16 protein-coding genes are annotated in these 18,233 nt (G+C 57.6%); 9 read left to right on the plus strand and 7 right to left on the minus strand.

Features of this window, described 5'->3' with window-relative positions; all coding sequences use genetic code 11:
• Positions 1 to 81 precede the first annotated feature (81 nt).
• The 4 genes from WFM49_RS14700 to WFM49_RS14715 all read left to right on the plus strand — a co-directional run bounded on the left by WFM49_RS14700 (position 82) and on the right by WFM49_RS14715 (position 5,903).
• A complete protein-coding gene (locus tag WFM49_RS14700) occupies positions 82 to 975 on the plus strand; it encodes a MurR/RpiR family transcriptional regulator (RefSeq protein ID WP_254500078.1) in 894 nt (297 codons plus the stop codon).
• Between the two features lie 69 nt (positions 976 to 1,044).
• Entirely contained in the window at positions 1,045 to 2,043 is a 999-nt protein-coding gene (locus tag WFM49_RS14705) for a TAXI family TRAP transporter solute-binding subunit (RefSeq protein ID WP_009460158.1), read from the plus strand.
• Positions 2,044 to 2,245: 202 nt separating this feature from the next.
• On the plus strand, positions 2,246 to 4,876 hold the full coding sequence (locus WFM49_RS14710) for a TRAP transporter permease (protein ID WP_442893035.1): 2,631 nt from the start codon (positions 2,246 to 2,248) through the stop codon (positions 4,874 to 4,876).
• Between the two features lie 100 nt (positions 4,877 to 4,976).
• Positions 4,977 to 5,903 (plus strand): pseudouridine synthase, encoded by a 927-nt coding sequence (locus tag WFM49_RS14715; protein WP_031232796.1) that lies wholly within the window; start codon positions 4,977 to 4,979, stop codon positions 5,901 to 5,903.
• Positions 5,904 to 6,034: 131 nt separating this feature from the next.
• Here WFM49_RS14715 and WFM49_RS14720 read toward each other — a convergent pair whose 3' ends face one another.
• The 6 genes from WFM49_RS14720 to WFM49_RS14745 all read right to left on the minus strand — a co-directional run bounded on the left by WFM49_RS14720 (position 6,035) and on the right by WFM49_RS14745 (position 11,627).
• A complete protein-coding gene (locus WFM49_RS14720; RefSeq protein ID WP_336973996.1) occupies positions 6,035 to 7,024 on the minus strand; it encodes an asparaginase in 990 nt (329 codons plus the stop codon).
• A gap of 63 nt (positions 7,025 to 7,087) precedes the next feature.
• Positions 7,088 to 7,771 (minus strand): ABC transporter permease, encoded by a 684-nt coding sequence (locus WFM49_RS14725; RefSeq protein WP_021447100.1) that lies wholly within the window; start codon positions 7,769 to 7,771, stop codon positions 7,088 to 7,090.
• A complete protein-coding gene (locus WFM49_RS14730) occupies positions 7,768 to 8,481 on the minus strand; it encodes an ABC transporter permease (RefSeq protein WP_009460152.1) in 714 nt (237 codons plus the stop codon). The genes WFM49_RS14725 and WFM49_RS14730 overlap by 4 nt, the downstream gene beginning before the upstream one ends.
• Positions 8,482 to 8,499: 18 nt before the next feature.
• A complete protein-coding gene (locus WFM49_RS14735; RefSeq protein ID WP_009460151.1) occupies positions 8,500 to 9,309 on the minus strand; it encodes a transporter substrate-binding domain-containing protein in 810 nt (269 codons plus the stop codon).
• Positions 9,310 to 9,398: 89 nt separating this feature from the next.
• Positions 9,399 to 10,178, minus strand: coding sequence for an ABC transporter ATP-binding protein (locus WFM49_RS14740; protein ID WP_009460150.1), 780 nt, complete (start codon positions 10,176 to 10,178; stop codon positions 9,399 to 9,401).
• A gap of 159 nt (positions 10,179 to 10,337) precedes the next feature.
• Complete coding sequence (locus tag WFM49_RS14745) at positions 10,338 to 11,627, minus strand: Glu/Leu/Phe/Val family dehydrogenase (RefSeq protein WP_035268560.1); 1,290 nt, start codon at positions 11,625 to 11,627, stop codon at positions 10,338 to 10,340.
• Positions 11,628 to 11,821: 194 nt separating this feature from the next.
• Here WFM49_RS14745 and WFM49_RS14750 point away from each other — a divergent pair, with 194 nt between their 5' ends.
• Positions 11,822 to 12,526, plus strand: a complete 705-nt coding sequence (locus tag WFM49_RS14750) for a YggS family pyridoxal phosphate-dependent enzyme (protein ID WP_336974002.1) — start codon at positions 11,822 to 11,824, stop codon at positions 12,524 to 12,526.
• Between the two features lie 133 nt (positions 12,527 to 12,659).
• Positions 12,660 to 13,628, plus strand: a complete 969-nt coding sequence (locus tag WFM49_RS14755) for a Bug family tripartite tricarboxylate transporter substrate binding protein (protein ID WP_009460137.1) — start codon at positions 12,660 to 12,662, stop codon at positions 13,626 to 13,628.
• 29 nt (positions 13,629 to 13,657) lie between these two features.
• On the opposite strand, the gene WFM49_RS14760 is transcribed toward WFM49_RS14755, so the two are convergent.
• Positions 13,658 to 14,344, minus strand: coding sequence for a Crp/Fnr family transcriptional regulator (locus tag WFM49_RS14760; RefSeq protein WP_009460136.1), 687 nt, complete (start codon positions 14,342 to 14,344; stop codon positions 13,658 to 13,660).
• A 187-nt stretch (positions 14,345 to 14,531) separates the two neighbouring features.
• On the opposite strand from WFM49_RS14760, the gene WFM49_RS14765 reads away from it, so the two are divergent.
• From WFM49_RS14765 to WFM49_RS14775, 3 genes are read left to right on the plus strand one after another with little or no spacing between them, the layout of a single operon-like run.
• On the plus strand, positions 14,532 to 16,487 hold the full coding sequence (locus WFM49_RS14765; RefSeq protein ID WP_031232794.1) for an AMP-binding protein: 1,956 nt from the start codon (positions 14,532 to 14,534) through the stop codon (positions 16,485 to 16,487).
• Between the two features lie 14 nt (positions 16,488 to 16,501).
• On the plus strand, positions 16,502 to 17,287 hold the full coding sequence (locus tag WFM49_RS14770) for an ABC transporter ATP-binding protein (protein ID WP_009460135.1): 786 nt from the start codon (positions 16,502 to 16,504) through the stop codon (positions 17,285 to 17,287).
• A gap of 11 nt (positions 17,288 to 17,298) precedes the next feature.
• Entirely contained in the window at positions 17,299 to 18,228 is a 930-nt protein-coding gene (locus WFM49_RS14775; protein ID WP_009460134.1) for a branched-chain amino acid ABC transporter permease, read from the plus strand.
• Positions 18,229 to 18,233: the final 5 nt, after the last annotated feature.

Below are 18,233 nucleotides of genomic sequence, written 5' to 3' on the forward strand. Positions count from 1 at the left end.
CCCTAGGAAAACACTTGTTTTTTTTTAGTCGGTTCAGATTACCATTCGTTTTATTTCCAGCAGAACGTCGATGGAAGCCGAATGGAACCTTTGCTGCGACTGCAACGCATTTTGCCAGAACTGACGCCTGAGTTGCTTCGGGCTGCCCAGTGGGTTGAACGCCATCCTGTTGAGGTCAGCCTTTGGTCCATGCGCAGGCAAGCTCAGGCCTTGTCAGTGGCTCCCGCCACGATGCTGCGTTTGGCACGGGCTGCCGGTTATGACAGCTATGACCGTTTCCGGGCGCCGTTTCAACAAGCCTTGCATCGCAATGACGACACCATGGCTTCGCGGGCTCAATCCTTGCAAGGTAGTCGCGCTGCAGAACAGCAGACCCAGGCCTTGGGCCAGCAGCAGGAGGCAGCCGTGGAGTCTGTCCTTCGGCTTAACCCGGCGGGCAGTCTGGATGCATGTGCCAAAGCCATTCTGGCGGCACCCAAGGTTGGCTTTCTAGGGGCGGGCGCCAGCTTTGCCTGCGCCTTCCAGATGCATTACGCCTATCAACTGATGTGTGGCAACGGGGTGCTGCTTAACCGAGCCGCAGATGTATTGGTGGAGCTGGAAACTGGCCTGGAAAGTGGTGGTGTGCTGCTTGTGATCAGCCAGGCCCCGTATGTGAAGGCCGTCGTGAACAGCGTTCGCTCTGCGGTGGAGCGTGGCACGACCGTGGTGGCCCTGACCGATAGCGTCTTGTCACCCATTGCACAAGGTGCCAAGCATGTATTGCTGTTTGATCCTCATACGGGCAAGCAGCCCATGGCCAGCTTTTTTCATTCCTTGGTAGGGCCTGTGACCGTAGCCGAACATCTGCTGGCTCGTATCGCTGCACAGGGCGGCAAGACAGTGGTAGAGCGTCTTGCGCAGCTGGAGTCCTCATTTCGCCGTCAGGAGATTTATTGGCAGGAGGGTGATGTTGCTGTCACTAATCCGCCTTGAGCACCACGATAGAAAGTAAACCGGGCATTCCGGCAATTCAAATGGGGTCCACCCCAAGGGAGACAAAAGATGAAGCACACTGCAAAGAAAACAGGTAAGAAACTGGTGTTGGCATCAAGCACAGCCGCCGCTTTATGTGCCATGTTATTGAGTCCTTTGCCGGCCAGTGCCCAGCAAAAATTTGTCAGCATCGGAACGGGTGGGGTGACAGGGGTGTATTACGCGGCCGGTGGAGCTATTTGCCGGTTGGTGAATAAAGACCGTGGGACCGATGGCGTGCGATGCTCTGTCGAGTCTACCGGCGGTTCGGTGTTTAACGTCAATACCATCAAGGCGGGCGAACTGGATCTGGGGGTGGTGCAATCCGACGTGGGATACAACGCCTATAACGGCGAAGGGCAGTTCAAGGACGGCGGTGCCTACACCAAGCTGCGCTCGGTGTTTTCCATCCATCCCGAACCCTTTACGGTGTTGTCGCGCAAAGAAGCCAATATCAGTACCTTTGACGACTTCAAGGGCAAACGGTTTAACGTAGGCAATCCGGGTTCGGGCACACGAGCATCGATGGATCAGTTGCTGCAGGCAATGGGCCTGGATAACAGCTTTTTCTCGCTGGCCTCCGAGCTGCGCCCGGACGAACATGGTCCAGCCCTGTGTGATGGCAAGATTGATGGGTTCATCTATGGAGTCGGGCACCCTTCGGCCAATATTCAGGACCCGACCACATCTTGTGGCGCCAAGCTGGTTCCTCTGACGGGGCCTGCTGTAGAAAAACTGGTCGAAACCTATCCTTACTATGCCAAGGCCGTCATTCCGGGTGGTCTGTATCCTAACAACCCAGACGATGTCCAAACTTACGGTGTTTTAGCGACCTTTGTGACGTCAGAGGATGTCCCTGAAGAGTCCGTTTATAACGTCGTCAAAGCCGTGTTCGACAACTTTGATGATTTCAAGCGTTTGCATCCTGCATTGGCAAACCTGAAAAAAGAAGACATGGTCAAGAACGGCCTGTCTGCTCCTTTGCACAAAGGGGCTGAAAAGTACTTCAAGGAAAAAGGGCTGCTGTAAGGCGGCCTGATATTGACCAGGCTGGCTACGCTGGCCTGGTCGCAAGTGCCACCGCACCGGCTGTGGTCTTGCTTCTGGTTTGGAGTTCCTGGGCTGCCTGGCCCAGGTGATCGGTGCCTGGTCGTTTGACCCGGCTGCATCGGCGCTTCAAACCAGGCTTTCCTGGAGACATATGCAAATGACACAACAAGAACAGAAGAAAATGGGGCCGGACGTCGCCCTGACACAGGATGAAACGGCAGAACTGGAAAAGCTGGTTGCAGACGTAGACAGGGGCGGGCGCACTGTTGCGGGCGCAGCGGGCATGGTTTTGTTTCTGGCGGCCATAGGCTGGTCCTTGTTCCAGCTTTGGTACGCTTCCCCGCTGCCCTTTGCCCTGAATATGGGCATTTTCAATGACACTGAGGCGCGTGCCCTGCATTTGGGCATTGCCATGTTTCTGGCCTATCTGGCTTTCCCTGCCCGCAAAAAGTCGGCTCGGGACCGTATTCCAATTCATGACTGGGTCCTGGCCCTGATCGCTGCTTTTTGCGGCTCATATTTGTTCTTTTTCTATAAAGAACTGGCCATGCGCCCAGGCATCCCGACCACAATGGATGTGGTCGTGGCCAGTGTTGGCCTGGTGTTGTTGCTGGAGGCTACACGTCGCTCTTTGGGTGCGCCGATGGCCGTATTGGCACTGATCTTTATCGCTTATATTTTTCTCGGCCCCTGGCTGCCGGATGCGCTGTCTCATCGTGGTGCTTCATTGCAGCGCCTGGTCTCGCATATGTGGCTGACTACCGAAGGGGTTTATGGGGTCGCACTGGGCGTTTCGGTTTCTTATATCTTTATTTTTGTATTGCTGGGCTCCTTGCTGGATCGTTGCGGGGCGGGCAATTACATGATGCAGGTCTCGTTTGCCTTGCTGGGGCATTTGCGTGGTGGGCCTGCCAAGGTTGCCGTGGTGTCCTCGGCGGTGAATGGCATTGTGTCTGCGTCCTCCGTTGCCAATGTGGTGACGGGCGGTATTTTCACGATTCCCCTGATGAAGAAAGCCGGTTACGGCGGTATTCGGGCCGGGGCCATTGAAACGGCGTCTTCCGTCAATGGCCAGATCATGCCGCCTGTCATGGGAGCGGCGGCCTTCCTGATGATTGAGTATGTTGGCATTCCCTATACCGACATCATTCGACATGCGCTGCTGCCCGCGGTCATTTCGTATATCGCGTTGTTTTATATCGTGCATCTGGAAGCGCTCAAGCTGGGAATACAGCCGATGATGTCATCGGGCAAACCCAGAACGTTCATGCAGAAGCTGGCCGGCTGGGGCATGGGCACGGCGGGTACTTTAATTGTGATGGGACTGGTGTACTGGATAGGCGTAGGGGTTCAGGCGGTAGCTGGTGCCGCCGCTATCTGGATTTTGTTGTTCCTGCTGCTGGTTCTGTATGTGTTTTTGCTGAAAGTGGCTGCAGACCACGAGGACCTGCCCACCGATATCAATGTCAACACACCGGTGCGCCCCGAACCGTGGCCAACGGTGCGAGCCGGTTTGTATTTTCTGATCCCTATCGGCATTCTGGTCTGGTGTCTGACGGTAGAAGTGATGTCTGCGGGCCTGTCGGCCTTCTGGGCCGTTGTGGCCATGTTGTTCCAGATGGCAACCCAGCGTCCCATCATTGCCTGGTTCCGCAAGCAGGCGACAGCTCAGCCATTGCGCCAAGGCGTCGGTGAAGTCTGGGTGGGGCTACAGGAAGGTGCCCGCAATATGGTGGGCATCGGCATTGCTTGCGGGACGGCCGGCTTGATTGTGGGTGCTATCACCTTGACGGGTCTGGGCCTGCGCATGACAGCTTTTGTGGAGCTGGTCTCCATGGGCAATGTGCTGGTCATGCTGTTTTTTACCGCCGCTGTGTGTCTGGTTTTGGGCCTGGGTATGCCTACCACTGCCAACTACATTCTGATGGCGACCTTGATGGCGCCGGTGGTGGTGGAGCTGGGGGCGCAAAGCGGCATGATCATTCCGCTGATTGCCGTCCATATGTTCGTGTTTTATTACGGGATCATGGCGGACATCACCCCGCCTGTGGGCTTGGCCACTTTTGCAGCCGCTGCCATTTCAGGGGAGGACCCGATCAAGACAGGGGTGCAGGGCGTGACCTATGCCATGCGTACGGCCGTGCTGCCCTTCATGTTCATCTTCAATCCCATGCTCTTGTTGATCGGCATACATGGTGTCTGGGAGTTGATTATGGTCGTGGTGGGAGCGACCGTGGCTTCCCTGACATTTGCGGCGGCAACCATGGGATGGCTGCGCATCAAAACAAGCTGGCTGGAGACCGTCTTGCTCCTGTTGGTGACGTTCATGCTGTTCCGACCGGACTGGTTCATGGACCATATCAGCGAGAAGTACCAGAGTCGCCCCGCGTCAGAGTTGATGCAGATTGTTCAGAACACGCCAGACGGAGGCAATCTGGTGGTGCAACTAGCGGGGATGAATCTGGAGGGTAAAGACTTGCAGAAAACAGTGGCTGTATCATTGCCCGGCTTGCCGCAAGGAGATGGGGCGGCCGGCTTGGCAGCGGCGAGCAAGCGTTTGTCTCAGGCTGGGCTGACGGTGATGGCTTTCGGCGATACGGCGCAAATTGCCTCGGTGGCTTTTGGCAGTTCAGCGCGGCGGGCCGGATGGGAGCAGGGCTGGGATATTCAACAGGTGAAAGTGCCACATCCAGATCGTCCTTCCGAGTTTTGGGTTTATATTCCTGCTTTTCTGATTCTGCTCTGGTTGTGGTTAAGGCAAGGCCGCCGGATCCGTCATGATGCCGCCCCACAAGGTGCTGTCCAGAGTTGAGCGAGCCAGCAGCCTCGGCGGCGGCTGGTAGTACACTGATGCCACTGGATGGCTGGCCCGCTGCAATAGCGGGCCATTTTCTATCTATTTTGTTTTTGTAATGACACCAATAACAAGTGTGCCGCCCCTGCCTTCGCGCAATGGGGTCAGCCCCAGCAAGGTATGGTGCCCACGCGGGCCCTGGATTTTGCTGGAGGAGTTCTTGCTGGAACGCTTCCCCCATGTCAGCCCCGAGGTCCTGCTGGACAGACTGGCACGAGGCGACATTCTGGATCAGGAAGGAGTGGCACAACAGCCAGCCTCGCCTTATCAGCCCGATCGCTGGCTATGGTACTTCCGCATGGTAGAGAATGAAGCGGCCGTGCCATTCGAGATGCCTGTTCTCTATGCGGACGAGCGCCTGATTGCGGTGGACAAGCCGCACTTTCTGGCTACAACGCCGGGAGGTCGCTACTTGTACGAAACCGCGCTGACTCGTCTGCGGCGGGACTTCGGAGAGGATGGCATCAGCCCCATTCACAGGCTGGACAGGGAAACGGCGGGTATCTTGCTGTTTTGTCGTGATCCTGCGGCTCGCGGGGCCTACCAGTCCCTGTTTCAGCAGGGCGGGATCGAGAAAGAATATGAAGCGGTCGCGCCGTTTCAGGAAAAGCTGGCAAATGGGCTGCTGTACAGCAGCTGCATGAAAGAAGTGCCCGGCAAGTTTGTCATGTGTGAGGTTGAGGGCGAGGCCAATAGCAGCACCGAAATTATTTGCGAACGCCACTGGCAGGCTGAGCAGGGTCAGGAGCTGGCCTTGTACCGCCTGCGTCCCAAAAGTGGCCGCAAGCACCAGTTACGCGTGCATTTGAGCAGCCTGGGGGCACCTATCATCAATGATGTGTTCTACCCTGAGCTTTTGCCGGAGCGTGACGCGGACGACTTCAGCCAGCCCTTGCAGTTGCTGGCTCGGCACATTGCCTTTGTGGACCCCATAACGGGTGAGCAAAGACGCCTCAGCAGTCAGCGGCAGCTGGAATTGGCTTGAGCCTATTGGCATTGCGCTTGAGTACGCTATTGTCGAACAGCCACAGCCACAGCCACAGCCACAGCCAGTCTTGCTGCTGGTGCCCTTTATCTAGCCAGCTAGTCCAAGGGACGACGGCGAAAGCCCGAACCTTAATAGTCGCGGAAAGCCGCCTCTATCTCATCGTGCTCCAGTTGAGCAGCCAGACACAGCATTAATAAAATTCGGGCCTTTTGAGCAGGCAAGTAATGCGCGGCAATGGTGTTGTGATCCTGGTCATACGCACTGTCTGTCACAGGTCCTGCATGGATGCGAGAAGCCCGCACACACACCACGCCTAGTCGGTGTGCCCGGCTGACACCTTCCAAGGCTCCGGGGGTCAGGCTGCCGTTGCCAGTCGCCGCCACCACAATGCCTTGCACACCGCTTTGTGCGGCGTGGCGGTACAGTTCGGCCAAAGTATCGGGGTGATCGTAAAAAATCTGCACTTTAGGAAGGCTGTGCAAAGAGCGCACATCGAACAGGCTGCTGTGCGTATGGGGCAGCAGCGTACGCATCATGAAGCGCGGCTGCCCGCCTGCAACCAGACCCAAGGGGCCGGCATCGGGTGAACCGAAGGCGCTGGTCTGAGTGGTGTGTTGTTTGCTCAGGAAACGGGCGCTGTGTATCTGGTCGTTCAGCAGTACCAGTACACCTTGATCCTGTGCCAGCGAAGAGCAGGCTACTTGCACGGCCTGATACAGATTCAGCGGACCGTCGGCACTCAAGGCCGAAGCCGGGCGCATCGCCGCCACCATAACCACGGGTTTGTCGGTTTTCAGGGTCAGGTGCAGGAAAAAAGCGCTTTCTTCCAGCGTATCGGTGCCGTGGGTAATGACCGCGCCGTTGATGTCCGGTCGTGCGAGCAGAGCATTGAGCTTGTGGGATAGCTCCAGCAGCATCAGCGAGCCCATGGCCCGGCTGTCCACGTTGAAGGTCTGGTGGCATTCCAGATCGGCCAGCTCGGTGATACCGGGCACGGCTTGCAATAGCGTTTCTACGCCCTGGGTGATGTCGTAGTCCGTCAGGCCAAGATTGGATTGGGTTGTGGCGGCAATGGTGCCGCCGGTGCCTACCAGGGCCAGTTTGGGGCGAGTCGGCATGTGAGGGTGCTCCGCGTCCAGTTGTTGCGCTAGGGGGTGCGGAGAGCCTGGGGTGGCGCCGGTTTAACGGCGCACTTTCAACCAGCGCTCGACCAGGTGCACCACCGATAGCAGGGTAAAGTTGATCAGCAGGTACAGAAGACCCGCAATAACAAAGGTCTCGATGATGGCGTAGTTCTGGTTCATCAAGCGTTTGGCATGACCGGTCAGGTCCATGACGGCAATGGTCGAGGCCAGACTGGTGCCTTTGATGGCCAGCACAATTTCATTGCTGTATGCGGGCAAGGCCTGGCGAATCGCCAAAGGAAACGCCACGCGACGAAAGCGCATCCAGGCGGACATGCCGATGGACTTGGCTGCCTCGATCTGGCCCACTGGCACAGCCTGAAAACCGCCCCGGAAGACTTCACTGACGTAGGCGCCACTGTTCAGACCAATGGCCAGAATCGCGCAGCGCATGCCGTCGCTGAACAGCCACCACAACGTGGGTGAGTCCTTTACAAAACTCAGGGTGCCCACACCGTAGTACAGCAGGAACAACTGCACCAGCAATGGGGTGCCACGAAATACCGTGCTGTAGCTAAAGGCAAAGCTGCGCAAAATGCGGCTATGGGACTGGCGCATCAGGGCCAGTGACAGGCCGATGAACAGCGACAGCACAATGCCCCACAGACCGATATAGACGCTCATGCCGAACCCCTTGAACAGGGTTTCAACGGTGGTATTGAATAATTCCAGATCAATCATGCCTGGGCTCTCATGCCTTTGCCGGTATAGCGTTCGGCCAGCAAAAACAGGGCCTGACTACAGGCACCAATCAGAAAATAAAGCACGCCTGCAATCAGGTACATGGCCATGGGTTCGCGCGTGTTGGCGGCTCCCAGGGTCGCGGCCCGCATGATCTCGACCAGACCCACCAGGGAGATCAGAGCCGTGTCTTTCAGTGCGGTTTGCCAGACGTTATTGGCGCCGGGCAGGGCGTACCAGAACATTTGCGGCAGGATAATGCGGCGCAGGCGCTGCCAGGGGGACATGCCAATGGCTTTGGCGGCCTCGATCTGGCCTTCGGGAATGGCTTGCAAGGCACCGCGAAACACCTCCACGCTGTACGAGCCTGCAATCAGGCCAATGGCCAAAATGCCGACCAGTGCGGGGAACCAGCGCGTCATCACATCTTCCATGCGCATGAAATCGGCCAGATCGGAGACGACTTGGACCGAGCCAAAAAACAGCAGGTAGATGATGAGCAGCTCGGGGATACTGCGAACAACCGTGGTGTACAGGCTAACGGGGCCACGCAGCCAGCGTGGCCCGTTGGTCTTGATGCTGGCTCCTGTAATCCCAATGACTACGCCCAGGGCCATGCCCAAAACGGAGATCAGCAAGGTCATTGCTGCTCCGCGAAGGAACATCCAGCCCCAGCCTTCGCGCAGCACATTAAAAATGGTCTCTAGCATCAAGTGGTACTTCTCGACTTATTTCTTGCAGATCTCGTAGTTGGCGATGTCGATGTCAAACCACTTTTCGCTGGCGGTCTTGACGGTGCCATCGTCGATCAGCTTGCACAGGGCAGCGTCAACCTTGGCTTTCAGTTCTGCATTGTCTTTGTGAATACCGACGGCAATGCCATAACCCAGAGTTTCAGGGTCGGAGGAGCCTTTGATGACCAGCTTGGACAGGGCAAAGTTGTCCTCGCCGACTTTATGCAGGAACTTGGACTGGGAGGTCAGGTCGGCAAAGGTGCCGTTCAGACGACCGGCGTCCAGATCGATTTGCATCTGGTCCAGGGTCTCGTAGTTCTTGACGGTGGTCTTGGGGGCTTTCTTGGACAGGAAAGCGCCGTGAGTGGTGCCACCTTGAACGCCAATGGTTTTGCCAGCCAGGCCATCAAAAATAGCTTGTTCGTTGTCGGCACCGACCAGTTCACTGTTCTTGGGCAGAACGAAAATGGCGTCTTCAACGGCGTAAGGAATACTGAAATTCACGCGCTTGGCACGCTCGGGGGTGTAGGACATACCCGAGATGATCAGGTCAAAGCGTTTGGCATCCAGCGAAGGAATCAGGCTGTCAAAGGCTTGCACGATGAATTTGCAATCGCTGTTCAGCTCCTTGCACAGGGCAGCGCCCACGTCGGCGTCAAAGCCGGTGACTTTACCGGCTGCGTCCACCATGCTCCATGGTGGGTAACCGCCTTCGGTACCGATTTTCAGGGTGTCTGCCATTGCAGCCTGGGAGCCCAACAGGGCCAGGCTGGCACAGATCAGGGTCTTGCTGAGGAAACTCATGGTCTGGCTCTCCTTTGTGGATAGGCTGGTCAGAGCCGTATTGGCCCTGCTGGTTTTCCAGCCGGTGTCGTATTCACGAAGCGATGATCTTACTGCATTGGTTGTAGAAACTGCTGTAGACGCTCGGATTGTGGCCTATCGAACAGATCTTTGGGATGGCCACGTTCTTCAATCAGGCCGTTGTGCATGAAAATGGTCTCGGAAGAGACGTCACGCGCAAAATTCATTTCGTGGGTGACCAGGATCATGGTGCGGCCTTCCTGGGCCAGCTGGCGAATCACACGCAGTACTTCGCCCACCATTTCCGGATCCAGCGCCGAAGTCGGTTCGTCAAACAGCAGGACATCCGGGTCCATGGCCAGGGCACGGGCAATGGCCACGCGCTGCTGCTGACCGCCGGACAGTTCGGCAGGGTAGGCATCGCATTTGTTGCTCAGGCCCACCTTGCCCAGTAGTTCGCGGGCGTATTCGGCCGCTTCACGGGCCGGGCGGCCTTTGACATGGATGGGGCCTTCGGTGACGTTTTGCAGCACCGTGCGGTGCGACCACAGATTGAAGTTCTGAAACACCATCCCCAAGCGGGCGCGGACTTGTTCCAGCAGGCGCGGATTGTCTGTCTGGCAAATGCCCTTGCGATTGCGATGGCTGCGCAAAATGTCATTGCCGATCTGGATTTCGCCCTGATCGGGGACGACCAGATGGTTAATGCAGCGCAGCAGGGTACTCTTGCCCGAGCCGGAGGCTCCAATAATGGAGAGCACGTCGCCCTTGTGAGCTTGCAGGGAAATGCCCTTGAGCACCTCGTTGGTGCCAAAGCGTTTGTGGATGTCGCGTACCTGGACCGCCGCGTTCAGGTCATTGTTATTCACAGCAACGTCCTTGCGGTCAAAGAGAAAGGGGGTAAGGGTTTCATACGGGTGTCATATCCTGGATGCCCCGATTCTACCGCTTTCCCCCTGTTTTTTTTGCACAAGCGCTGTATTTTGCTCATAAAAAGCGGCATAAACCGGGTACGCCGCCTTATGACCTTATGGATACAGGCCGCGTACCTGACGAGATTCCAGAATGCGGGCGCAACCCACGATAAAGGCAGCGGTACGCAAGGTGACGTTGTGCTCTTTGGCAACTGCCGCCACCGTGGTGTAGGCCGAGCGCATCATCATTTCCAGACGGTTGTTGATCTCGTCCTCGGTCCAGAAGAAGCTGGAGAAGTCCTGGACCCATTCGAAGTAGGACACGGTCACGCCACCGGCGTTGGCTACCACGTCCGGAACAATGATCACGCCCTTGTCGTTCAGGATGTCGTCGGCTTCCGGGGTGGTGGGGCCGTTGGCGCCTTCGATCACAATGCGGGCGCGGATGCGGTCGGCATTGTTCTTGTTGATCTGGCCTTCCAGCGCGGCCGGGATCAGCAGGTCGGTTTCGATATGCCAGAAGTCTTCGTTGGAAATGGCCTCGGCATTGGGCGCTCCGGCCAGACCTTTGTGCTGCTCCATGTGGTTCAGCAAGGCCAGTACGTCCAGACCATTGGGGTTGTACACCGTGCCGGTGTGATCCTGTACGGCCAGCACCTTGGCACCGGCTTCCTGGAACAGGCGGGCAGCGGTGCCACCCACGTTACCGAAGCCTTGCACAATGACGCGGGCGCCATTCAGGTCGATACCGGCGTCGCGGGCCGCTTCACAACCCACGGTATACACGCCGCGGCCAGTGGCTTCCACACGGCCCAGGCTACCGCCCAGGGAGACAGGCTTGCCGGTGACCACGCCGGTGCTGGTGCCACCGACATTCATGGAGTAGGTGTCCATCATCCAGGCCATGGTCTGGGCGTTGGTGTTCACGTCCGGGGCTGGAATGTCCTTGTTGGGGCCAATAATCACACCGATTTCGCTGGTGTAGCGGCGGGTGATGCGCTCCAGTTCGGCCTGGGAGTGGTTGCGCGGGTCAATACGAATACCGCCCTTGGCACCGCCAAATGGCAGGTTCACGGCAGCCGATTTGATCGACATCCAGGCAGCCAGAGCCATCACTTCGGACAGGGTGACATCCTGGTGGTAGCGCACGCCGCCCTTGCCTGGGCCACGGGAAGTATTGTGCTGAACGCGGTAGCCCTCGAAGTGGGCCACGGTGCCGTTATCCAGTTCAATGGGTACGTCGACAATCAGCGTGCGCTTGGGGCGCTTGAGTGTTTCAACCCATCGGGACAGTTTGCCCAGATACGGAGTGACTCGCTCCACTTGTTCGAGATAAATACCCCACGGGCCGACGTCGTCGGCGTTCAGGTATGACGGCAAAGCATGGGTGGGACGATCTGTCATGAGCTCCTCGATAAGGTTGGGGAAACGGGATACGAGTACACAGTGAAGACGTGTGATTGCGCACAGACGCAGAACCTGGCAAACACGCTGTGGATGGGCTTAGCGGTGGCCGTGTGCAACAGTTATGCTATCGGAAATGGCCGCTGTTGTGTTTGCAGCGTTTGCGATGGTTTTATCTGGGTGCGTGTGCATTGATGGCTTCTTCTGACTCTTCCCTTTCTGGTCGCTTGGCGCAATTGCGCCAACGTATCGAACAGGCTTGCTTGCAGGCCGGCCGCCCTGCTGATGCGGTGGCTCTTTTACCGGTAAGCAAAACCTTTCCTGTGTCCGTGCTGGCTCAAGCCCTGGATTTGGGCCTGTCGCGAATGGGCGAGAACAAGGTTCAGGAGATTCGAGACAAGCAGGCAGAGCTGGCCGATCGCGCGGTGCAGTGGGTGATGATAGGCCATCTGCAGAGCAATAAGGCCAAAGATATTGCACGCTTGGCCAGCGAAGTACAGTCTTTGGACCGTTTGTCCCTGGCTCAGGCCCTGGATCGACACCTGCAAAACGAGCAGCGTAGCCTGGACGTGCTGATCCAGGTCAAGACCTCGCCCGAGCCCAGCAAATTTGGTTTGGCCCCTGAAGAACTGCCCGCCTTCATGCAGTCCCTGCGTTCGCTCGATACCTTGAAGGTCCGTGGTCTGATGACCATGGCCGTCAATAGCGATGACCCCCAGGCAGTCCGCGCCTGCTTTGCCAGCCTGCGCCAGTGGCGCGATCGTCTGGTGGAGTTGGGCCATGAACAGGTGCAAGGCCTGTCCATGGGCATGAGCGGTGACTTCGAGCTGGCGATTCAGGAAGGTTCCACTGAAGTGCGAGTGGGTTCGGCCCTGTTTGGCGCACGCGATTACAGTTAATCGATATCCGCATCGTTACTAATGCCCTGTGCAGGGCTGTCCGCGCATAATGTCTCTGCGCATCCCGGACGGGATGCTTAAAACTTAAAAAAATAGCGCCAAAAGCGCTGTCTACACGCATGGAGGAGACATCATGCATTGGAAGAACTTTGGAGCCGGTGTGCTGTTGCTAAGCGCCAGCCTGACAGGAACGGCCTTGGCAGCAGACTGGCCCCAGTCTGCCGTCACCTGGGTAGTCCCTTATCCTGCAGGCGGCGGTTCAGATGTGATTGCCCGGCTGGTCGCCAAGCAGCTGGAAAGCAGCCTGGGCCAGACCTTGATTGTGGAAAACAAACCGGGGGCCGCCACCATTATCGGCGCGACCTATGTCAGCAACGCCAAGCCGGATGGTTATACCGTAGGCACGGCTGATTCGGGCACACTGGCCTTTAACTCCTCTTTGTACAGCAAGCTGCAATATGACCCGGCTGCCTTCACCTATGTGGGCGGTCTGGCCCGCTTCCCCCTGATGCTGGCAGTGCCACAGGAGTCGCCCTATAAAACCGTGGCCGATCTGTTGGAAGCAGCGCGTAAACAACCTGAAAAGCTGACGTCCTCGTCCGCTGGCAGTGGCTCTCCACACCATTTGGCTTTGGAGATGTTCAAGCAGCGCACGGACACCAAGATCGTGCACGTGCCTTACAAGGGAGCCGCACCCGCCATTCAGGATTTGCTGGGCGGTCAGGTGGATATGTCCTTTGTGGATTCCGCCGCAGCGCTATCCAACATCAAGGCCGGCAAATTGCGGGTGCTGGCGGTTGCCACGCCCGAGCGTAGCAGTCTGTTGCCTGATGTGCCAACCATGGCCGAAGCGGGTATTGCCGACTTCTACGCCTATGCCTGGCAAGGTTTGGTGGGCCCACCCAAGATGGACGAAGGCGCCCGTCAACGCTTGAGCCAGGACTTGATGCAGGCCCTGAAAACGCCCGAGCTGGATCAGCGTATTCGCGAGATGGGGGTGGAACCCATGCCCATGACGCCCGATGAATTCCAGGCTTACGCCCAGCGTGAACGCGCTGAATGGGCCACGGTTATCGAGCGTGCGGGCATCCGTATGGATTGACCTTGATGCGGCCCACAGTGGCCGCATAATCAGGCGGCATATTCATCGCCGTAACGTTTCAGACCGTCCAGGTCCAGCACCTGGACGCCACCATACTTGATCAACAACAGCCCTTCGTTTTCCAGTTGGCGCAGGGCCTGGTTGGCTCGTTGGCGCGACACACGCGCCAGGTAGCCGATCTCTTCCTGGGTAATGTCCAGGCGCAGACCTTTTCCGGGGTAGAGCAGCGGGTTGAACAGCTCTGCCAGACAGCGTGCCACGCGGGCATCGGGGGTAGACAGGCTGTTGTATTCCGCCTTGCCGATAAATTGCGCCACACGTTCATTGAGCTGATGCAGGAGGTAGCGGTTGAAAGCAATGCTCTGGTCCAGCAAATCGTTAAAACTGTGTACGGGCAAGCGGGCCACCTGGCTGTCGCGCAAGGCGACCACATCGTATTTGCGCTCTTCGTTTTTCAGCAAGGAGCCTTCGCCTATCCAGCCACCGGCGGGTACCCCGGTCATGGAAGCGATCTTGCCTTCGGAATTTCCCACCGACACTTTGAGCAAACCCGAGAGCACGCCAATCCACGCGGTGGCGCGTTCTCCCTTGCGTTCGACGATGGCCCCGGCCTCGTATGCGGTGATCAGTGTGTCGCGGCGGACACGCTCTTGCAGCTCGGGTGTCAACAAGCGAAACCAGGCGGCTCGCTCCGATAAAGCATCTACAACATGCATGAGGATTAACCCTCGATAAAGGTCGAATGTCATGTCCGTGACAATCTTCGGGACGGGCAACCGATAACTTGATTATTAACAGGCTGCAAATAGCTTGAGGGCATAACATCTGCCTTCTGCCGCAATCATAAGCAGCCTCCTGGACCATAACAAGCCGGGAAAATTCGGAGGAGACATGGTTGTGCGGATGGATAAAGAGCAGGTAGCGGGTTTACCCGGCACCTTCCCAGCCTGGATAGAACACCATGCCCAGGTGCGCGGCAACAAAGTTGCCATGCGCGAAAAAGACCTGGGAATCTGGCAGACCTGGACGTGGCAAGAGCTGGCTGAACAGGCCGAGCAACTGGCTGCGGGCCTGGCCGGGCTGGGTGTCAAAGACGGTCAGCACGTCGCGGTGATCGGTGAAAACCGCCCGCGCCTGTACCTGGCCATGATGGCGGCGCAAATGCTGGGCGCTGTGCCCGTGCCTTTGTATCAGGATGCGGTAGCCCAGGAAATGCTGCACGTATTGCTGGATGCCAGCATACGCGTGGCCGTGGTCGAGGACCAGGAGCAGGTCGACAAGCTGCTGGAAGTCTGGGACCAGTGCCCCGATCTGGATGCGCTGATCTATGACGACCCACGCGGTCTGCGCAATTATCAGCAAGAACAGCTGCAATACATCGAGCAGGTCATGGAGCAGGGCCGCCTGCAATTGGCGCGGGATCCGGACTGTGTGCGACGCATCTGGAAGGCCATTACGCCTGACCATGCCGCCGCCATGTTCTACACCTCCGGCACCACCGGCAAGCCCAAGGGTGTGGTACTGACTCACGGCGCGCTGGTGGATCGTGGCCTGGCCATTCAGGAACTGGAATCGCTGACCGATGCCGAGGAAGTGCTGGCCTATCTGCCCCCCGCCTGGATCGGGCAGAACATGTTTTCCTACACGCAGTTCCTGGTCACGGGCTTTACGGTGAATCACCCTGAGTCACCCGAAACCGTGTCCATCGATCTGCACGATATTGGCCCGACCTATTACTTTGCGCCTCCCCGCGTGCTGGAAGGCTTGCTCACGCAAGTGACTATCCGCATGGAAGATGCCGGTGCCCTGAAGCGCGCCTTGTACAAGCGTTTCATGTCTCTGGCGCACCGTGTGGGTGTGCAGATTCTGGACAAGCGCCCCGGCGTGGGGATGTGGGATCGTCTGTGCTATGGCGTGGGCAATATCCTGATCTACGGCCCCTTGCGGAATGCCCTGGGCATGAGCCGCGTGCGTGTGGCTTACACCGCCGGTGAAGCTATTGGCCCCGACCTGTTCGACTTTTACCGTTCCATTGGCATCAACCTGAAGCAGCTCTATGGCGCTACCGAGACCTCGGTATTCGTCTGCGTCCAGGAAGACGGCCATGTGCGTGCCGACACCGTAGGCCCACCTGTGAAAGGCGTGGAAATCCGCGTGGCCGATAACGGTGAAATTCAGGTGCGCAGCCCCGGCCTGTTCAAGGAGTACTACCGCAACCCCGAGTCCACCGCCGAGTCCTTTACCGAGGACGGCTGGTACCACACGGGTGATGCCGGTTATCTGGATACCGATGGTCAGTTAAAGATCATCGACCGTGCCAAGGACGTGGGCAAGCTGGCTGATGGTTCCTTGTTTGCACCCAAGTACATCGAGAACAAGCTCAAGTTCTTCCCCTTCATCAAGGAAGCCGTGGCTTTTGGCGATGGCCAGGAGGAAGTGTGTGCCTTTATCAATATTGATCTGGAAGCCGTGGGCAACTGGGCCGAGCGTCGCAACCTGCCTTACGCAGGCTATACCGACCTGGCAGGCAAGCCCGAGGTCTATGCCCTGATTCGGGATTGTGTGGCGCAGGTCAATGCTGATCTGGCTAATGATCCCAAGCTGGCCGGATCTCGCATCAGTGCCTTCCTGATTCTGCATAAAGAGCTGGACCCCGATGACGATGAACTGACCCGTACCCGCAAAGTACGTCGCGGCTTTATCGCGCAAAAGTACAAGGTTCTGGTCGACGCCCTGTTCAATGGCCTGGACAGGCAGTTTGTGGAGACAGAAGTGAAGTTTGAGGATGGGCGCAGCGGTCGCATTTCGGCAGACCTGCACATTGAGCGCATGACAGACGCAGCAGCAAGGAGCGCATGATGAGTGAGGCGCAAATGCCGGGCCGTCGCATTGGCCCAGTGGTACTGGATTTGAAGAATATTTCGCTGTCTTTTGGTGGTGTGAAAGCGCTGACCGACATCTCGTTCAACATCCGTGAGCACGAGATCCGCTCCATCATCGGCCCGAACGGCGCAGGCAAAAGCTCCATGCTGAACGTCATCAATGGCGTGTATGCACCACAACAAGGCGAGATTGTCTTGCGTGACCAGAGTTATGCCCGCATGAACTCGCGTCACACCGCCGAGCAGGGCATTGCCCGCACTTTTCAGAACCTGGCTCTGTTCAAGGGCATGAGTGTGCTGGACAACATCATGACCGGCCGCAATCTGCACATGAAAAGCGGGGTGTTTGCCCAGGCTTTCCGACTGGGTGGTGCCGAGCGTGAAGAGATTCGCAACCGTGAATATGTGGAAGGCATCATCGACTTTCTGGAAATCCAGGCCTACCGCAAAACGCCGGTAGGACGCTTGCCTTACGGCCTGCAAAAGCGGGTTGACCTGGGGAGGGCACTGGCGATGCAACCGAGCATTCTGCTACTGGATGAGCCCATGGCGGGCATGAACATCGAAGAAAAGCAGGATATGTGTCGCTTCATTCTGGATGTGAACGAAGAGTACGGCACCACGATTGTTTTGATTGAACACGATATGGGCGTGGTCATGGATATTTCGGACCGTGTGGTGGTCCTGGACTATGGCAAGAAAATTGGTGACGGAGTACCGGACGAAGTACGACAAAACCCGGACGTCATTCGCGCCTATCTTGGCGCTGGCCATTGAGGGGAACGGACATGGCATTTTTTCTTGAAACCTTGCTGGGCGGGCTGATGAGCGGGATGTTGTACGCCCTGGTCGCGCTGGGCTTTGTCCTGATCTTCAAAGCATCGGGTGTCTTTAACTTTGCACAGGGTGCAATGGTGCTGGTGGCCGCGCTGGCCATGGCCCGTCTGTCCCAGTGGATTCCGCAGTTGCTGGGCATGGAGCCGGGCATCCTGGGCAATGTGCTGGCTTTCATTGTCTCGGCCATCTTGATGTTTGTGCTGGCCGTCGTCATTGAGCGCTGGGTGCTGCGCTATCTGGTGAATCAGGAAGGCACAACCTTGCTGATGGCCACGATCGGTATCAGCTATCTGCTCGACGGTCTGGGTCAGATCGTGTTTGGCAGCTCCGTGTATTCCATTGATGTGGGCATGCCCAAAGACCCGGCTTTCATTCTGGAGTCCATGTTTGAAGGCGGTGTGCTGGTCAGTCTGGAAGACTTGAGCTCGGCCGTGGTGGCGGCCTTGCTGGTTGTGGCCCTGGCCATCTTCTTCCAATACACCAGCGTGGGCCGCGCCCTGCGTGCGGTGGCGGACGATCATCAGGCAGCGCAATCCATTGGTATTCCCTTGAACCGTATCTGGGTGGTGGTCTGGACCGTAGCCGGTTTGGTGGCTCTGGTTGCCGGCATTATCTGGGGCTCCAAATACGGGGTGCAGTTCACCTTGTCGACCGCAGCGCTGCGCGCCTTGCCGGTGGTGATTCTGGGTGGTCTGACCTCGGTGCCCGGCGCTATTGTGGGTGGCCTGATTATCGGTGTGGGCGAGAAAGTGTCCGAGGTTTACCTGGGCCCTTATGTAGGTGGCGGCATCGAGATCTGGTTTGCTTATGTGCTGGCCCTGGTGTTCCTGCTGTTCCGACCACAAGGTCTGTTCGGCGAGAAGATTATTGATCGCGTCTGAGGTGG

This window comes from Alcaligenes sp. PF14, assembly GCF_037150615.1.
Taxonomy (GTDB): Bacteria; Pseudomonadota; Gammaproteobacteria; order Burkholderiales; family Burkholderiaceae_B; genus Alcaligenes; species Alcaligenes phenolicus.

Bases quoted from the DNA above. Each gene is read 5' to 3' on its own strand.
- WFM49_RS14765 (WP_031232794.1), top strand. From the start codon at position 14,532: ATGGATAAAGAGCAGGTAGCGGGTTTACCCGGCACCTTCCCAGCCTGG.
- WFM49_RS14750 (WP_336974002.1), top strand. From the start codon at position 11,822: ATGGCTTCTTCTGACTCTTCCCTTTCTGGTCGCTTGGCGCAATTGCGC.
- WFM49_RS14770 (WP_009460135.1), top strand. From the start codon at position 16,502: ATGCCGGGCCGTCGCATTGGCCCAGTGGTACTGGATTTGAAGAATATT.
- WFM49_RS14700 (WP_254500078.1), top strand. From the start codon at position 82: ATGGAACCTTTGCTGCGACTGCAACGCATTTTGCCAGAACTGACGCCT.
- WFM49_RS14720 (WP_336973996.1), bottom strand. From the start codon at position 7,024: ATGCCGACTCGCCCCAAACTGGCCCTGGTAGGCACCGGCGGCACCATT.
- WFM49_RS14775 (WP_009460134.1), top strand. From the start codon at position 17,299: ATGGCATTTTTTCTTGAAACCTTGCTGGGCGGGCTGATGAGCGGGATG.
- WFM49_RS14705 (WP_009460158.1), top strand. From the start codon at position 1,045: ATGAAGCACACTGCAAAGAAAACAGGTAAGAAACTGGTGTTGGCATCA.
- WFM49_RS14745 (WP_035268560.1), bottom strand. From the start codon at position 11,627: ATGACAGATCGTCCCACCCATGCTTTGCCGTCATACCTGAACGCCGAC.
- WFM49_RS14715 (WP_031232796.1), top strand. From the start codon at position 4,977: ATGACACCAATAACAAGTGTGCCGCCCCTGCCTTCGCGCAATGGGGTC.
- WFM49_RS14730 (WP_009460152.1), bottom strand. From the start codon at position 8,481: ATGCTAGAGACCATTTTTAATGTGCTGCGCGAAGGCTGGGGCTGGATG.
- WFM49_RS14735 (WP_009460151.1), bottom strand. From the start codon at position 9,309: ATGAGTTTCCTCAGCAAGACCCTGATCTGTGCCAGCCTGGCCCTGTTG.
- WFM49_RS14725 (WP_021447100.1), bottom strand. From the start codon at position 7,771: ATGATTGATCTGGAATTATTCAATACCACCGTTGAAACCCTGTTCAAG.
- WFM49_RS14710 (WP_442893035.1), top strand. From the start codon at position 2,246: ATGGGGCCGGACGTCGCCCTGACACAGGATGAAACGGCAGAACTGGAA.
- WFM49_RS14760 (WP_009460136.1), bottom strand. From the start codon at position 14,344: ATGCATGTTGTAGATGCTTTATCGGAGCGAGCCGCCTGGTTTCGCTTG.
- WFM49_RS14755 (WP_009460137.1), top strand. From the start codon at position 12,660: ATGCATTGGAAGAACTTTGGAGCCGGTGTGCTGTTGCTAAGCGCCAGC.